We start from the raw sequence: 15,821 nt of genomic DNA on the forward strand, positions 1-15,821 counted from the left end.
CGGCCTCCGCCCCGACCCTACGCACGGACCCGGACCGCACACGAATCCGGGCGGGATTTGTGGCGGTCTTGCAACATCCGGCCCGCGGCACCGCGGCGGGTGGTGCCGGAGCGTCAGGCGTGCGGAGGCCGAGGCCCGGTGCGTCAGGCCAGCCCGGCCTCCTTCATCTGCCGCAGCTCCTTCTTGAGCTCGCTCACCTCGTCGCGCAGCCGGGCGGCGACCTCGAACTGCAGCTCCGCGGCCGCGGCCCGCATGCGGTCGGTCATGTCCTCGATCTGCTGCGCCAGTTCGGCGGCGGGCTTGTCCGTCACCGCGACGGCGCCCTTCGCCTTGGCGCCCTTGGCCGCCTTCGCCCCCTTGCCGGCCGCCTTGCCGACAGGGGCGGTGGGCACCGGAGCCTTGCCCTTGGCGCCCTTGTCGCGGTAGCCCGAGCCCAGCAGCTCCTGCGTGTCGATCTCCTCGCGGGCGAGGGTCGCGACGATGTCCCCGATCTTCTTGCGCAGGGGCTGGGGGTCGAGGCCCCGCTCCTTGTTGTACGCGATCTGCTTCGCCCGGCGGCGGTTGGTCTCCTCGATGGCCTTCTCCATGGCCGGGGTGACCTTGTCGGCGTACATGTGCACCTGGCCGGAGACGTTGCGCGCGGCGCGGCCGATGGTCTGGATGAGGGACGTCCCCGAGCGCAGGAAGCCCTCCTTGTCGGCGTCCAGGATGGCGACGAGGGACACCTCGGGCAGGTCGAGGCCCTCGCGCAGCAGGTTGATGCCGACCAGCACGTCGTACTCGCCGGCCCGGAGCTCGCGCAGCAGCTCCACCCGGCGCAGGGTGTCGACGTCGCTGTGGAGGTAGCGGACCTGGATGCCGAGCTCCAGGAAGTAGTCCGTGAGGTCCTCGGCCATCTTCTTGGTGAGGGTGGTGACCAGGACCCGCTCGTCCTTCTCGGTGCGCTTGCGGATCTCGTGCACCAGGTCGTCGATCTGGCCCTCGGTCGGCTTGACGACGACCTCGGGGTCGACGAGGCCGGTGGGGCGGATGATCTGCTCGACGAAGCCGTCGGAGCGCGAGAGCTCGTACTTGCCGGGCGTGGCCGACAGATACACCGTCTGGCCGATGCGCTCGGTGAACTCCTCCCACTTCAGCGGGCGGTTGTCCATGGCCGACGGCAGCCGGAAGCCGTGCTCGACCAGCGTGCGCTTGCGGGAGGCGTCTCCCTCGTACATGGCGCCGATCTGCGGGACGGTGACGTGCGACTCGTCGATGACGAGGAGGAAGTCCTCCGGGAAGTAGTCCATGAGGGTGTTGGGCGGGGAGCCGGGCTCGCGGTCGTCCATGTGCAGCGAGTAGTTCTCGATGCCGGAGCAGGAGCCGATCTGACGCATCATCTCGATGTCGTACGTGGTGCGCATGCGCAGCCGCTGCGCCTCCAGGAGCTTGCCCTGCTTCTCCATCCGGGCGAGGGTCTCCTCCAGCTCCTTCTCGATGCCGGCGATGGCCTTCTCCATGCGCTCGGCACCGGCGATGTAGTGGCTGGCGGGGAAGACGTACAGCTCCTGGTCCTCGGAGAGGACCTCTCCGGTGAGGGGGTGGAGCGTGGAGAGCGCCTCGATCTCGTCGCCGAACATCTCGATGCGGACGGCGAGCTCCTCGTAGACCGGGAAGATCTCGATGGTGTCGCCCCGGACGCGGAAGGTGCCGCGGGTGAACGCGAGGTCGTTGCGGGTGTACTGGATCTCCACGAAGCGGCGCAGGAGGTCGTCGCGGTCGATCTCCTCGCCGACCTTCAGCGGCACCATGCGGTCGACGTACTCCTGGGGGGTACCCAGGCCGTAGATGCAGGAGACCGAGGCCACCACCACGACGTCACGCCGCGTGAGCAGGGAGTTGGTGGCGGAGTGGCGCAGCCGCTCCACCTCCTCATTGATCGAGGAATCCTTCTCGATGTACGTGTCCGACTGCGGAACGTACGCCTCGGGCTGGTAGTAGTCGTAGTACGAGACGAAGTATTCGACGGCGTTGTTGGGCAGGAGCTCGCGGAACTCATTGGCGAGCTGGGCCGCCAGGGTCTTGTTCGGCGCCATGACGAGCGTCGGCCGCTGGAGCTTCTCGATCATCCACGCGGTGGTCGCGGACTTGCCGGTGCCGGTGGCACCGAGGAGGACGACGTCCTTCTCACCTGCGCGGATGCGTCGCTCCAGCTCGGCGATGGCCGCGGGCTGGTCACCGCTGGGCTGGAAGGGGCTGACGACCTCGAAAGGTGCCACCTTGCGTTCGATCTTCGATACGGGCCGCATGGGACCACGGTACGACCCGCCACTGACAACGGCCGGACACCCGCCGTCCGGCCCCTGTTCCCGGGGCGAACGGCAGGCGGCGATCCGGCGAAGAACACCCGTCGGCGTGCGCCCGGCACGCTCCCGTCGCGTACTTGTCTGAGGCAGGCCCATCCCGTACACCAGGGGTCGGGGCGCCCCGGGCGTCCGCGACCGTCCGTGTCCAGCCGCCGCGAGGAGCCCCCATGCGCATCCGCCCCGTCTCCGCCGTGACCAGCGCGCTGCTCGGCCTGTCCGCGCTCCTCCTCGCCGCCGCTCCCCCGGCCGGGGCCGCCCTGGAGGCCGCACCCGCCACGAAGACCTTGCGGGCGGGCACGCCGCTGGCGATCGGCCACCGCGGGGTGCCGGTCCGGGCCCCGGAGAACACGCTGGCCTCGATCGACGAGGCGGCCGACCTGGGGATCACCTGGGTGGAGAACGACGTGCAGCGCACCAAGGACGGCGCCCTGATCGTCATGCACGACACCACCCTGGAGCGCACCACCGACGTCAGACGGCGCTTCCCCGGCCGTGCCCCCTGGAAGATCGCCGACTTCACGCTCGCCGAGCTCCAGAAGCTCGACGCGGGCAGCTGGTACGACCGCAGGTTCGCCGGCGAGCGAGTGCCCACGCTGCGGCGCTACCTCCAGCGCGTGGACCACAACCGGCAGAAGCTGCTGCTGGAGGTCAAGGCGCCCGAGCTGTACCCGGGCATCGAGCGGCAGCTGGCGGCCGAGCTGCAGCGCGCCGGGTGGCTCAACGCCCGGCACGTGCGCAGCGCCCTCGTCGTGCAGTCCTTCAGCGCGCCCTCCCTCAAGGCCTTCCACCGCGTGCGGCCGGACGTGAAGACGGGCTTCCTGGGCGCTCCGAAGCCCTCGGAGCTGCGCTCGTACGCGGCGTTCGCCGACCAGGTCAACCCGAGCCACAAGAGCGTCACCGCCGCCTACGTGCGGGCGGTGCACGCCGTACGGGGAGCGCACGGGCGGCCACTGGAGGTGTCCGCGTGGACGGTGGACAACGGCGACCGGGCCGTGGCGCTGGCGCGCATGGGGGTCGACGGGATCATCAGCAACGCCCCGCAGGTGATCGAGGAGGCCTTGGAAGGGGCGGCGGACGAGCAGGAGGACGAGGACGACGACCCCCTGTCGTTCCTGAGCTTCCTGGGGTTCTAGCGGGCTCCGGCCTCAGGCCGAGGCCTGCGCCCGGCTCCGCCGGAGACCTGCCTGCTCGCATGATCGTGGATCACTTGTGCGGTCCGGACCCGGCGGATCCCCCGGACGGCCTACGCTGGCCTCATGATGGACCTGGAAACGGCCGCTGCGGCCGCGCCGCCCCGGCCGCAGGAGTGGGCGTGGGCGACGGTCGGCGCCTCCATCGGCCCGCTGGGGATCGCCGCGACGCCCCGGGGGCTGCTCCAGGTGGTCTTCCGCGCCGGTGCGGCGGAGACGGCGGAGGCCGTGGCCGGCCTCACGCGCCGCATGGGTACCGGCCCGGCGAGCGGGCCGTGCGCCGCACAGGAGGTCCTCGACCGGGCGTCGGCCGAGCTCACGGCCTATTTCACGGGCCGCCGGGAGACCTTCTCGGTCCCGCTGGACTGGTCGCTGACCTCCGGGTTCAACCGCCGCGTGCTGCGCGAGCTGGCCGCCGGCGTCCCGTACGGGACCGTGGTCAGCTACCAGGACCTGGCCGACCGCGTCGGCGAGCGCGGGGCGGCCCGGGCCGTGGGCGTCGCCATGGGCAGCAATCCGCTCCCGGTCGTCGTGCCGTGCCACCGCGTCATCGAGAGCAACGGCGGCCTGGGCGGGTTCGGCAGCGGGCTGGAGATCAAGCGCGCGCTCCTGTCCCTCGAAGGTGTGCTTCCCGAGCCCCTTTTCTAACGGTTCGTCTGTTGGCCGTGGCGCTCGGGCAGGTGAGCGAGCGCTGATTGTCAGTGGCAGCCCCTAGCGTGCTCGGCACGGAGATCGGCCGGCGTGGCCGACGGACGGGGAAGAGGGGCTTTGCCATGGCGGGAGAGACGACGTACCTGGAGCTTTCGCAGGACGGCGGCGGGGCGCACAAGTTCTACGAGGTCACCGTCGCCGGCACGGCCGTCACGGTCCGCTACGGCCGCATCGGCGCCCCGGGCCAGAGCCAGACGTCCTCGTTCCCGACCGCGGAGAAGGCCCGGGCGGCAGCGGCGAAGAAGGTCGGCGAGAAGGTCCGCAAGGGCTACGCCCCGGCCGTGGCCGGGCAGCGCGCCGCCCGCCCGGTGACGCACCGCCAGGTCTCCTCCGCGCCGTCGACCGCGCGGGCCGTGGCGCCGGTGCTGTGGCGCTTCGACACCGGCTCCGCCGCCTTCGGCATCCACGTGGACGAGGACCGCTGCTGGGTGGGCAACCAGGCGGGGCACGTCCACACCCTCGGCCACGACGGCGAGGTGCTCGCCCGCTACCAGCTGCCCGCCGGCGTCAAGTGCCTGGTCGCGGACGACTTCTGGATCTACGCCGGGTGCGACGACGGCACGGTCTACGACCTGTCCTCCAAGCTGCCCTTCGCCGCCTACGAGATCTCCTCCGACGTCGACATCTTCTGGCTCGACATCCGCGAGGGCGTCCTCGACGTGGCCGATCGCAACGGCAGGCTGACCGTCATCGACCACGAAGACGAGCACCAGTGGTCGCGCAACAGCAGCGGCGACCACGCCTGGATGGTCCGCCGCGACGAACGCGCCGTCTACCACGGCCACGCGCACGGCGTGACCGCCTACGCCCAGGACGGCAGCGGCGAGCTGTGGCACACCCCCACGTCCGGCGCGGTGCTGTTCGGCTGGCAGGAGGACCACGCCGTCTACGCCGGCACCAACCGCCGGGTCGTCCAGCGCCTGTCCAAGGCCACGGGCGCCGTCGAAGCCACCTACCCGTGCGACACCGTGGTCTACTCCTGCGCCACCTCCCCCGGCGGCCGCTACGTCTTCGCGGGCGACTCCTCGTCGTCGGTGTACTGCTTCGCGGCGGACGGCACCCGGCTGTGGAAGCTCGGCACGGGCGGCGGCTCGGCGCTCTCCATGCAGTACCTGAACGAGAAGCTGTACATGGTCACCACGGACGGCGCGCTGGTCTGCGTCGACGCCAGTGACGGCGCGGTCGCCGCGGCGCAGGCGGGCAACGTCCCGGTGCCCGTGGACGTCAAGTCGGCCGCGGCCGTGCCCACGTACACCCCGTCCCGCACCCTCGCCACGGTGAGCGCCGCGCCCGCGACGGGCGTCGTCGTCGAGTGCGTCCAGGAGGGCGGCCGGCTGCGGGTCCACGTCGTCTCCGAGGGCTACGACCCCAGCTGGAAGGTCCAGTTCCCCCGGCACATACGCGAGGCCGGCGCCCGCTACGTCATCGACGCCCTCGCGCCCGCGGCCGGCGGCTTCTACCGCGTGCGGGGCGAGATCCGGCGCCTGATCTGAGAGCGACCGGCCTGAGGGCGCCCGGCCTGAGCCCGGCGGACCGGCCGGGCGGCGTCCTTCACCCGTCCGGGTGGATCCTGGAGGCAGAGGTGCATCGCCATGCGTACCGGCAACGAACCCGCCACGGCCCGCAGCCCCCTGCGGCTGCGCTGCGGGCTGGCCTCCTGGGGCCTGTTCTGGGCCGTCACGGGGACCGTGCTCTTCGCGATCACCGGCCACCCCGGCTGGGCCCTGGCCTGCGGGGTGCTGGTCGCTGTGACGGCCCTCGACCTCACTCTGGTGATCCGGCACATCCGGCAGGGCCCGCACTTCCAGCCCGGCCGGGACGTCCCGCCGTACCGGCCGGTCAGCGACCGCCGGGATCCCTGGGAGCACCGGAGCCCGGCGGACGACGGGCGCGGACCGGATCCGTAGCGGACCCGGGCCCGGATCCGTGGCACCCCACCGCCCCCCATGCCCTCCCCCTCCGGAGGCTGGGGAGGAGGGGGAGGCGGGCGGTCAGTACAGGGACGGCGCGTCCCCGTCGCCCCCGCGCGCCGCGAGCGCGCGCCGGGCCTCTTCCACGTACCGCGCGCGTTCCTCTTCCGGCAGGGCCTGCCATGCCGTCCGCAGGGCCCGCGTGCCCTCGCCCAGGGCCTCGGCGTACGCCCCGACGCGCACGGCGTCCCGCAGGCCGACCCGGCCGGTGAGCACGTCGCGGGCCATCTCCTGAAGTACGTCGCCGGCGCTGCCGGTGGCGAGTCGCTGCAGCGCCCCGTGGAGGGCGCGCGCCCGGTCGGCGCTGCGTCCGCGGGTCACGAACTCTTCGAATCCCACGTACTGCTCGCTCGCGTCATGCACGTCACTCACGCGTTCCCCTCCTGCCCTTCCCGTCTCAGACCGCGGGGTGGTCGTAGGCCGTGCGCGGCACGGGGAACGTGTTGAGCGCGGTCAGGGCTTCCGCACCGGTCCGGATCAGTGCGGCGCTGCCGGCGTGCATCGCCGTCTGGGCCGCGCTGAAGAACTCGTTCATGTGCTCCCACTCCCTCAGGATGGTCATCAGCTCCTGGGTGCCCAGCGCGGCGGCCACGGCTGCGGCGCCACCGCCCGTGGCGGCCGAGGCGGCGACCTCGATGGAGGTGGTGATCAGCGCATCGAGCATCGCCGTGAGGCAGTCGGCGATGCCCGCCCCGGCGAAGGTGACCGACCTGGCAATGGCGAGGTATTCGGTGCCCATTGCGTCGAAGGAGCCGTGGAACGCCTCAAGATTTGCGTGCAGAGTCGCGAAGTACTGGGCAGCCGATCCGGCGGCGTTTCCGTCCCAGACGGCGTCGATGCGTACATTGCCGGAACGGAGATTGCGGGCGATCGCGTCACAGGCGTGCCCCATTGCCTCCCAAGCGGAGGCGCACGCGGCATAGGACTTCCAGTCGCCGGCGAGTTTCTCGCCGACCCACTTCACCGGATCGGTCCCGGTAATCAACTCGGTCATTTTGAGGAGCCATTGGTTCGGACTGAGGAAATCCGCCACCACGTTGAACGGCTCCAGCGGATCGACGTAGTCCGCGGGTGTTGCGGGCGGGACGAGATACGCGGCCGGCTCGACCACGTCGGCGAAACCCGTCACCGTTCGCCTCCCTTTCGCCCGGCGAGTGCGTCGAATGCGGCGGCAGAGCCGCGATCGGTACGACGGTAGTAGACGGCCGCCGCGGCCAGTTCCTCCGAGGAACTCTGCAGGACTTCGGCCATACGCTTCACAGCGCTCAGGACATTGCTGCGCAAGGCGTCGTGCAAGACGCGCGTCTCTCCGTACAACCCGGCTGCCCCCGGCGGCAGAACGGTATGCCGCCGGGCGTACGCCAGGACCTCCCGCATGTCCTCGGCACCCCGGCCGACCTGCCGCGCAAACGCTTCGAGCTGTCCGGGCTCGACCCTCAGATCCACGATTCCTCCTCAGGACCCGACGAGCGCCAGCACGGCGCACGCGGCGGTCCCGGCGCCGCCGGCCCGGAGCAGCCAGGAGACGTACGGCCCTGCGGACTTCCGGCGCAGCGCCTCCCACGAGGCCCTGATCTCCCCGGCGGTCCTCGCGCCGTAGCCGACCACCGTGGTCATCACGCCGAAAGCGACCATCATCAGCCCGGCGAAGAAGAAAGCCAGCCGCCCCCAGAAGAACCGCCAGCTGACCGGCTGATAGCGGTGTCCCTCGCGATAGACCCGCACCTTCTCGCCCGCGGCATACCAGCCGCGGAGCCCGGCGCCGTCCCGCACGACCCGGCCGCTGTCCGCGTGGAAAGAGCCGAAGCAGACGTCGTACGCATCTGAGGAACGGTGCCCGCCGTAAGCCCGGCTCTCCTCACACCGCTTCACGACCAGCGTGCCCTTGTTCGCCACGAACCCGGCCGACTTTTCCGCCTGACGGGCCATGAACCCCATGCAGGCCAGCGAAAGCACAACGATGCCGACACCGGCGAGGCGCGGCAGTATGCGCGGCGCAGGCAGCGCGGTGAAGGGGCTCGTGGCGGCTAACTCGGGCACGGCCATAAAAGGTCTCCTCACATCGGATGAGGGGACCTTATGCACACAGCAACAACTGACCGTCACACGAAAGCGCGCCACGCACCACGTGCGCCGGCCCCAAGCCCTTGTCCCACCTGCCCCCACGGCCGGCTCAGGCCCCGCCGACGCTCACCCGATAGGGCTAACAGCCGTGATGACCAAGGTGTCGCCTCATGTGACGGTGGCACGCTCCGGACGGCGTCCCGAGGGTCAGGTCCCGTTCGAGGGAACACCAAGTACGGGGTCCTAGCGGCCACCCGCGCTGCGCTCGCGCAGGTCCTCCCAGACCTTCGCCACCTGCCGTTCCAGCGCCTCGACCGGGCCGTCGTTGTCGATGACGATGTCGGCGACGGCGAGCCGGGCCTCGCGGGTGGCCTGGGCGGCCATGCGGGCGCGGGCCTCGTCGGGGGTCATGCCGCGGAGGCGGACCAGGCGGTCCAGGCGGGTGTCGGTGCCGGCGTCGACGACGAGGACCAGGTCGTAGAGGGGGGCCAGGCCGTTCTCGGCGAGGAGGGGGACGTCGTGGACGACGACGGCGTCCGGGGCCGCGGCGGCTTCCAGTTCGGCGGAGCGGGCCCGGACGAGGGGGTGCACGATGGCGTTGAGGGCGGCGAGGCGGTCGGGGTCGGCGAAGACGATCGCGCCCAGTGCGGGCCGGTCGAGCGCGCCCTCGGGGGTGAGGACCGCGGCACCGAACTCGGCGACGACCGCGGCCAGTCCGGGCGTGCCCGGCTCGACGACTTCGCGCGCGATCCGGTCGGAGTCCACGATCACCGCGCCGTACGACGCGAGCAGCCGCGCCACCTCGCTCTTGCCGGCTCCGATTCCGCCCGTGAGGCCCACTCTCAGCATGGGCCCCACGGTATAGGGCGGGCGGTCAGTGACCGCTGTCGCCCTCCCTGTCGGCGAGGAAGCGCTCGAACTCCGCGCCCAGTTCGTCGGCGGAGGGCAGCTCGACGGGCTCGGCGACGAGGTTGCCGCGGGTCTCCGCGCCGGACACCGCGTCGTACTGGTGCTCAAGACCGCGGACGAGCGTCACGAGCTCGTCGTCGCCCTCGGCGATCTGCCGCTCGATCTCCTCCTGGGTGCGCAGCGCCTCCGACCGCAGGGCGTGCGCGGCGTTGGGCAGCACCAGGCCGGTGGCGGCCGTGACCGCTTCGAGGGCGGTGAGGGCGGCATCCGGGTAGGGCGAGCGGGCGACGTAGTGCGGGACGTGGGCGGCGACGCCCAGGACGGCGTGGCCGGCCTCCGCCAGGCGGTACTCGACGAGGGCCTCGGCGCTCCCCGGCACCTGCGCCTCGTCGAAGAAGCTGCGGTGACCGGGCATCAGATCGGTGCGGTTGCCGTGCGGGGTGATGCCGACGGGGCGGGTGTGGGGGACGCCCATGGGGATGCCGTGGAAGTTGACGGACAGCCGCACGCCGAGCCGCTCGACCAGCTGCCCGACCGCGGCGGCGAACCGCTCCCACTCCACGTCCGGCTCGGGGCCGGACAGCAGCAGGAAGGGCGCGCCCGTCGCGTCCTGGACGACGCGCAGCTCGATCGCCGGGGTCTCGTAGGCGCTCCAGCGGTCCCGCTGGAAGGTGAGCAGCGGCCGGCGGGCCCGGTAGTCGATGAGCCGGTCGTGGTCGAAGCGGGCCACGACCTGGTGCGGCAGGGTGTCCAGGAGCCGCGAGACGATCAGCTCGCCGGTCTCCCCCGCGTCGATGTAGCCGTCGAAGTGATAGAGCATGACCAGGCCGGCCGTCTCCTGGGCCAGGGCCAGGTCGGCCACGGCGAGCCCCTTGGGCTCCCATTCGTACAAACCCTGCGGATCCAACACAGTGACCGCTCCTCCTCATGTTCCGTACCGGGGAACGCGCCCGGAGGGCCCGGCCATTCCCGCCTTCCGGATCGGACCGGCGGCCGCCGGCGCATCTCGCATGACGGAACGACAGCACGAGTAAGGCCCGCTCCCCAAGGGGAACGGGCCTTACTCAGTCAGCTGTCAGCTGCCGTGGTGCAGAGCCTCAGCTCTGGCCGCCGGCGAGCTTCTCGCGGAGGGCGGCCAGCGCCTCGTCCGACGCCAGGGCGCCGGAGTTGTCGGCCGACTCCGAGGAGTACGAGCCGCCGGAGACCTGGGCGCCACCGGCCTGCGGGGCAGCCTGAGCACCCTCGGCCGCAGCCTCGGCGTCCGCCTCGCGGGACTTGATGACCTGCGCCTGGTGCTGCTCGAAGCGCTGCTGCGCCTCGGCGTACTGGCGCTCCCACTCCTCGCGCTGCTTCTCGTAGCCCGGCAGCCAGTCGTTGGCCTCGGGGTCGAAGCCCTCGGGGTAGATGTAGTTGCCCTGGTCGTCGTAGGACGCGGCCATGCCGTACAGGGTCGGGTCGAACTCGACCACGGACGGGTCGGCACCGAAGGACTCGTTGGCCTGCTTCAGCGAGAGGCTGATGCGGCGGCGCTCGAGGTCGATGTCGATGACCTTGACGAAGATCTCGTCGTTGACCTGGACGACCTGCTCCGGGATCTCCACGTGGCGCTCGGCCAGCTCGGAGATGTGGACCAGGCCCTCGATGCCCTCGTCGACGCGCACGAACGCACCGAAGGGAACGAGCTTGGTGACCTTACCCGGGACGACCTGACCGATCTGGTGGGTCCGGGCGAACTGCTGCCACGGGTCTTCCTGGGTGGCCTTGAGCGACAGGGAGACGCGCTCGCGGTCCATGTCGACGTCCAGGACCTCGACCGTGACCTCCTGGCCGACCTCGACGACCTCGGACGGGTGGTCGATGTGCTTCCAGGACAGCTCGGAGACGTGGACGAGACCGTCGACGCCGCCCAGGTCCACGAAGGCACCGAAGTTGACGATGGAGGAGACGACGCCGGAGCGCACCTGACCCTTCTGCAGGGTGGTGAGGAAGGTCTGGCGGACCTCGCTCTGGGTCTGCTCCAGCCAGGCACGGCGGGACAGGACCACGTTGTTGCGGTTCTTGTCCAGCTCGATGATCTTGGCCTCGAGCTCCTTGCCCACGTAGGGCTGAAGGTCGCGGACGCGGCGCATCTCGACCAGGGAGGCCGGGAGGAAGCCACGGAGGCCGATGTCGAGGATGAGACCACCCTTGACGACCTCGATGACGGTACCGGTGACGATCCCGTCCTCTTCCTTGATCTTCTCGATGGTGCCCCAGGCGCGCTCGTACTGGGCGCGCTTCTTCGAGAGGATCAGGCGGCCTTCCTTGTCCTCCTTCTGGAGAACCAGGGCCTCGATCTCGTCGCCGACCTTGACGACCTCGTTCGGGTCGACGTCGTGCTTGATCGAGAGCTCGCGAGAGGGGATAACACCCTCGGTCTTGTAACCGATGTCGAGCAGGACCTCGTCCCGGTCGACCTTCACGATGACGCCGTCGACGATGTCGCCGTCGTTGAAGTACTTGATCGTCTCGTCGATCGCGGCGAGGAAGGCTTCCTCGTTACCGATGTCGTTGACCGCAACCTGCGGGGTGGTGGCGGTGGTCTCGGTGCTGCTCGTCATGTGGGAAAGGGCTCCGGTACGGACATTGAGTCGTAGGTACTGCTACGCCGAGAGCCCGTATCGCACCGCCGAAGCCGGACAGCCTTGGAGACGCGCAATCCGGCGATCCGGGGACCGCCGTACGCGCCTCGTACAACCGAGGGGACATACAACAAGTGCGAGCGCGGCCTGCTCCGTCTGAGGCGCGCAGGCCCGCAGCGCAACTTGTAGCATACGGGGGCAGCCGGGCACGGTCAATGCGCGAAGGCGCACACCCGGGACGAATGCCGTCATATCGGGCACAACTTATGTTTGGCGAGGCTGCGGGGCTGCCGGCACGCGAGCGCCTCGCCGCGCCGAGCGCCTCTTCCGGGCACCTCGCCCGGGCGTCTCGCCGCCCCCGGCCGCACACCGCAGCGGCCCGTCCGGGCCGCACCACACTACTGCCGGGGGCACGACCGCCGATGATCCACGAGTACGAACCGGAAGCGACCCGGCGCGTCACGGGCGAGACCGAGAGCAGCCGGGCCAGCCGCGGCTGGTGGGACCGCAACGCCGACGAGTACCAGACCGAGCACGGCGCCTTCCTCGGCGACGACCGCTTCGTCTGGGGCCCCGAGGGGCTCGACGAGGCCGAGGCCGGCCTGCTGGGCCCGGCGGACGGCCTCAAGGGGCTCGACGTCCTGGAGATCGGGGCCGGCGCCGCCCAGTGCTCGCGCTGGCTCGCCGCGCAGGGCGCCCGCCCGGTGGCCCTGGACCTCTCCCACCGCCAGCTCCAGCACGCCCTGCGCATCGGCGGGGACATCCCCCTCGTCGAGGCCGACGCGGGCGCCCTCCCCTTCGCCGACGGCTCCTTCGACCTGGCCTGCTCCGCCTACGGGGCCGTGCCCTTCGTCGCGGACCCGGTGCGCGTGATGCGCGAGGTCCGGCGCGTGCTGCGGCCCGGCGGACGCTGGGTCTTCTCCGTCACCCACCCCATACGCTGGGCGTTCCCCGACGAGCCGGGCCCCGAGGGCCTCTCCGTCGCGGCCTCCTACTTCGACCGCACGCCCTACGTGGAGCAGGACGAGCAGGGCCGCGCCATCTACGTGGAGCACCACCGCACGCTCGGTGACCGCGTGCGGGACGTCGTCGCGGCCGGCTTCCGGCTCACCGACCTGGTCGAGCCCGAGTGGCCCGCCTGGAACACGCAGGAGTGGGGCGGCTGGTCTCCGCTGCGGGGGAATCTCATCCCCGGTACGGCGATCTTCGTCTGCGACCGCGACTAGATCCCTCACGCGCCGGGTGCGGTGACCGGCGCAGGTCCTCCGGACAGGCATCCGGACGCCTGGGTGAGACTTGGGCTGTGATCCACAGCGACGCCCTCGACCGGCTACCCGTCCGTTCCGCCCTGCCCGCCCTCGACCGTGCGCTCGGCACGCACGGCGCGGCGGTGCTGTGCGCGCCGCCCGGCACGGGCAAGACCACGCTCGTGCCGCTGGTCCTCGCCGGGCTCGTCGGGGACGGGCCGCGGCAGCGCGTCGTGGTGGCCGAGCCGCGCCGGATCGCCGCGCGGGCCGCGGCGCGGCGCATGGCGTGGCTGCTCGGGGAGGGCGTGGGCGAGCGGGTGGGCTTCACCGTGCGCGGGGAGCGGCGGGTGGGGCCGCGGACGGTGGTCGAGGTCGTGACGACCGGTGTGCTGCTCCAGCGGTTGCAGCGCGATCCCGAGCTCGCGGGCGTGGGCACGGTGGTGCTGGACGAGTGCCACGAGCGGCACCTCGACGCGGACACCGCGGCCGCCTTCCTCCTGGACGTACGGGCTGCCCTGCGGCCCGAGCTGCGGCTGGTGGCGGCGTCCGCGACGACGGACGCCGAGGGCTGGGCCCGGCTGCTGGGCGATGCGCCCGTGGTGACGGCGGAGGGCGTCTCGCACCCGGTCGAGGTCGTGTGGGCGCCGCCGGAGCGGCCCGTGCGGCCGCCGCACGGGATGCGGGTGGACCCGGCCCTGCTGGAGCACGTCGCCGCGGTGGTGCGGCGGGCGCTGCGGGAGCGGGAGGGGGACGTCCTGTGCTTTCTGCCCGGCGTCGGGGAGATCGCGCGCGTGGCGGGCCGGCTGGGCGGCGCGGAGGCGCTGGGGGCCGAGGTGCTCCAGGTGCACGGGCGGGCTCCGGCCGCCGTGCAGGACGCGGTGCTGGCGGGCTCGTCCGGGGGGCGGCGGGTGGTCCTGGCGACGTCGGTGGCGGAGTCGAGCCTGACGGTGCCCGGGGTGCGGGTCGTGGTGGACGCGGGGCTGGCCCGCGAGCCCCGTACCGATCACGCGCGCGGGCTGAGCGCGCTCACGACCGTACGGGCTTCGCGGGCCGCGGGACGGCAGCGGGCCGGGCGGGCGGGGCGCGAGGCGCCCGGGGCGGTGTACCGCTGCTGGTCGGAGGCCGACGACGTGCGGCTGCCGGGGTTCCCGGCGGCGGAGATCCTCGTGGCCGATCTGACGGCCTTCGCACTCCAGGCGGCGTGCTGGGGCGACCCCGGCGCATCCGGGCTGGCCCTGCTCGACCCGCCGCCGGTCGGTGCGATGGCCGCGGCCCGCGAAGTGCTGACGGCCACGGGCGCGGTGTCGGCGGACGGCCGGGTCACCGAGCGAGGGCGGCGCATGGCGCGGCTGGGGGTGCATCCGCGGCTCGCGCGCGCCCTCCTGGACGGGGCCGGTGAGGCCGGTGCGCGCCGTGCGGCGGAAGTGGTCGCCTTGCTGAGCGAGGAACCGCCGCGGGAGTACGGGGACGATCTGGCGGCGGCCTGGCGCACGGCGCGGCGCGGCGGGGACGCGTACGGCGCGCGGTGGCGTACAGAGGCGCGGCGGCTGGAGAGTGCGCTGAAGGGCGTGCTGGAGGAGGGCGGCGGGGCGGGCGCTTCGGGCGCGCTGTCGGACGACGCCGTCGCGGGGCTCGTCACCGCGCTCGCCTACCCGGAGCGGGTGGCCCGGCTGCGCGGCGAGGGCGCGTATCTCATGGTGTCCGGCACGGGGGCGCAGCTCGGGGACGGGTCGCGGCTGCGGAGCGCGCCCTGGCTGGCAGTGGCCGTCGCCGACCGGCCGGTCGCGGCGGCCTCGGCGCGGGTGCTGCTCGGCGCGGTGATCGACGAGGGCACGGCGCGGGCGGCCGCGGGGGCGCTGTACGCGGAGGGCGAGGAGGTCGGCTGGTCCGAGGAGCGGCGGGACGTCGTGGCGCGGCGGGTCGAGCGGCTCGGTGCGGTCGAGCTGGCCTCCCGTCCGCTGCCGGAGCCCGGCCCCGGGCTCGTACGGGCGGCGCTGGAGGACGGGCTGCGGCGGGAGGGCCTGGCGCTGCTGCGCTGGACGGCCGACGGGGCGGGGCTGCGGCAGCGGCTGGCGTTCCTGCACCGGGAGCTGGGCGAGCCGTGGCCTGACGTCTCCGACGCCGCGCTGCTGGAGCGGCTGGACGACTGGCTGGGGCTGGAGCTCGGCCGGGCGCGGCGGCGGGCCGACCTGGAGCGGCTGGACGGCGGGCGGATGCTGGAGCGGCTCCTGCCGTGGGCGTCCGGTGACGCGGCGCGGCTGGAGGAGCTGGCTCCGGAGCGGATCCGGGTGCCGAGCGGGTCCCGGATCCGGGTGGACTACGGGGGCGGGCAGCCGGTACTGGCCGTGAAGCTTCAGGAGCTGTTCGGCTGGCAAGAGGCGCCGCGGCTCGCGGGCGGGCGGGTCCCGGTGCTGGTCCACCTGCTGTCGCCCGCGGGGCGGCCCGCGGCGGTCACGGCGGACCTGGCGTCGTTCTGGCGCGACGGCTACCGCGCGGTGCGGGCGGAACTACGGGGCCGCTACCCCCGCCACCCTTGGCCGGAGGACCCGACCGCGGCCCTTCCGACCCGCCGGGCGACGGGCGGGCACTGAGGGGTACGGCGGCGAGCGCCCGGCACCGCCGGACAGCGTGTATCCGATTGCTCACCGCCGCGGCGGAAGGGAGCGGGCGCGCCGCGCTCGCGCGTACATGCGACAGCCCGTCGTCGCGGCGGAAGAGGTCCCGTTCCCGCGCACCTTTCCTTCCGCCGCGACGGCGGGCCGCC

General features: G+C 72.6%; 14 protein-coding genes. 6 read left to right on the plus strand and 8 right to left on the minus strand.

All coding sequences use genetic code 11. The features are described from left to right. Positions 1-143: 143 nt before the first annotated feature. Entirely contained in the window at positions 144-2,288 is a 2,145-nt protein-coding gene (gene uvrB, locus PS271_RS05645; protein ID WP_398380608.1) for an excinuclease ABC subunit UvrB, read from the minus strand. A 224-nt stretch (positions 2,289-2,512) separates the two neighbouring features. Here uvrB and PS271_RS05650 point away from each other — a divergent pair, with 224 nt between their 5' ends. The 4 genes from PS271_RS05650 to PS271_RS05665 all read left to right on the plus strand — a co-directional run bounded on the left by PS271_RS05650 (position 2,513) and on the right by PS271_RS05665 (position 6,153). After that, the gene (locus PS271_RS05650; RefSeq protein ID WP_398380610.1) at positions 2,513-3,478 is read left to right on the plus strand and encodes a glycerophosphodiester phosphodiesterase; all 966 of its coding nucleotides are present in this window, start codon (positions 2,513-2,515) and stop codon (positions 3,476-3,478) included. 123 nt (positions 3,479-3,601) lie between these two features. Further along, positions 3,602-4,183 (plus strand): methylated-DNA--[protein]-cysteine S-methyltransferase, encoded by a 582-nt coding sequence (locus PS271_RS05655; RefSeq protein ID WP_398380612.1) that lies wholly within the window; start codon positions 3,602-3,604, stop codon positions 4,181-4,183. A 125-nt stretch (positions 4,184-4,308) separates the two neighbouring features. Continuing rightward, positions 4,309-5,739, plus strand: a complete 1,431-nt coding sequence (locus PS271_RS05660) for a WGR domain-containing protein (protein WP_398380613.1) — start codon at positions 4,309-4,311, stop codon at positions 5,737-5,739. Positions 5,740-5,838: 99 nt separating this feature from the next. Then, entirely contained in the window at positions 5,839-6,153 is a 315-nt protein-coding gene (locus PS271_RS05665; RefSeq protein WP_398380615.1) for a DUF6343 family protein, read from the plus strand. A gap of 84 nt (positions 6,154-6,237) precedes the next feature. On the opposite strand, the gene PS271_RS05670 is transcribed toward PS271_RS05665, so the two are convergent. The 7 genes from PS271_RS05670 to rpsA all read right to left on the minus strand — a co-directional run bounded on the left by PS271_RS05670 (position 6,238) and on the right by rpsA (position 11,789). Beyond that, positions 6,238-6,588: an HMG-box domain-containing protein gene (locus PS271_RS05670; RefSeq protein ID WP_398380617.1), complete on the minus strand. Its 351-nt coding sequence runs from the start codon at positions 6,586-6,588 to the stop codon at positions 6,238-6,240. Between the two features lie 25 nt (positions 6,589-6,613). Continuing rightward, positions 6,614-7,345, minus strand: coding sequence for a hypothetical protein (locus tag PS271_RS05675; RefSeq protein ID WP_398380618.1), 732 nt, complete (start codon positions 7,343-7,345; stop codon positions 6,614-6,616). Then, positions 7,342-7,662: a WXG100 family type VII secretion target gene (locus PS271_RS05680; RefSeq protein WP_398380619.1), complete on the minus strand. Its 321-nt coding sequence runs from the start codon at positions 7,660-7,662 to the stop codon at positions 7,342-7,344. The genes PS271_RS05675 and PS271_RS05680 overlap by 4 nt, the downstream gene beginning before the upstream one ends. A 9-nt stretch (positions 7,663-7,671) precedes the next feature. Further along, on the minus strand, positions 7,672-8,262 hold the full coding sequence (locus PS271_RS05685) for a hypothetical protein (protein WP_398380621.1): 591 nt from the start codon (positions 8,260-8,262) through the stop codon (positions 7,672-7,674). Between the two features lie 261 nt (positions 8,263-8,523). Beyond that, positions 8,524-9,129 carry a dephospho-CoA kinase gene (gene coaE, locus PS271_RS05690; protein ID WP_398380623.1) on the minus strand — a complete coding sequence of 202 codons (606 nt, stop codon included), beginning with the start codon at positions 9,127-9,129 and terminating at the stop codon, positions 8,524-8,526. A 25-nt stretch (positions 9,130-9,154) separates the two neighbouring features. Beyond that, a complete protein-coding gene (locus PS271_RS05695; RefSeq protein WP_398380625.1) occupies positions 9,155-10,099 on the minus strand; it encodes a PAC2 family protein in 945 nt (314 codons plus the stop codon). A gap of 187 nt (positions 10,100-10,286) precedes the next feature. Then, the gene (rpsA, locus tag PS271_RS05700; protein WP_058044905.1) at positions 10,287-11,789 is read right to left on the minus strand and encodes a 30S ribosomal protein S1; all 1,503 of its coding nucleotides are present in this window, start codon (positions 11,787-11,789) and stop codon (positions 10,287-10,289) included. A 443-nt stretch (positions 11,790-12,232) separates the two neighbouring features. On the opposite strand from rpsA, the gene PS271_RS05705 reads away from it, so the two are divergent. Both PS271_RS05705 and hrpB read left to right on the plus strand, forming a co-directional pair. Further along, positions 12,233-13,036: a class I SAM-dependent methyltransferase gene (locus tag PS271_RS05705; RefSeq protein WP_398380627.1), complete on the plus strand. Its 804-nt coding sequence runs from the start codon at positions 12,233-12,235 to the stop codon at positions 13,034-13,036. Positions 13,037-13,113: 77 nt separating this feature from the next. After that, the gene (gene hrpB / locus PS271_RS05710) at positions 13,114-15,648 is read left to right on the plus strand and encodes an ATP-dependent helicase HrpB (protein WP_398380629.1); all 2,535 of its coding nucleotides are present in this window, start codon (positions 13,114-13,116) and stop codon (positions 15,646-15,648) included. The last annotated feature ends 173 nt before the right edge of the window (positions 15,649-15,821 follow it).

It is taken from the genome of Streptomyces sp. SCA2-17 (assembly GCF_044336695.1).

What these genes read in the sequence shown, in the direction of transcription:
- rpsA (WP_058044905.1), bottom strand. Translation starts at nt 11,789, where the DNA reads ATGACGAGCAGCACCGAGACCACCGCCACCACCCCGCAGGTTGCGGTC.
- coaE (WP_398380623.1), bottom strand. Translation starts at nt 9,129, where the DNA reads ATGCTGAGAGTGGGCCTCACGGGCGGAATCGGAGCCGGCAAGAGCGAG.
- PS271_RS05705 (WP_398380627.1), top strand. Translation starts at nt 12,233, where the DNA reads ATGATCCACGAGTACGAACCGGAAGCGACCCGGCGCGTCACGGGCGAG.
- uvrB (WP_398380608.1), bottom strand. Translation starts at nt 2,288, where the DNA reads ATGCGGCCCGTATCGAAGATCGAACGCAAGGTGGCACCTTTCGAGGTC.
- PS271_RS05685 (WP_398380621.1), bottom strand. Translation starts at nt 8,262, where the DNA reads ATGGCCGTGCCCGAGTTAGCCGCCACGAGCCCCTTCACCGCGCTGCCT.
- PS271_RS05660 (WP_398380613.1), top strand. Translation starts at nt 4,309, where the DNA reads ATGGCGGGAGAGACGACGTACCTGGAGCTTTCGCAGGACGGCGGCGGG.
- PS271_RS05665 (WP_398380615.1), top strand. Translation starts at nt 5,839, where the DNA reads ATGCGTACCGGCAACGAACCCGCCACGGCCCGCAGCCCCCTGCGGCTG.
- PS271_RS05655 (WP_398380612.1), top strand. Translation starts at nt 3,602, where the DNA reads ATGATGGACCTGGAAACGGCCGCTGCGGCCGCGCCGCCCCGGCCGCAG.
- PS271_RS05650 (WP_398380610.1), top strand. Translation starts at nt 2,513, where the DNA reads ATGCGCATCCGCCCCGTCTCCGCCGTGACCAGCGCGCTGCTCGGCCTG.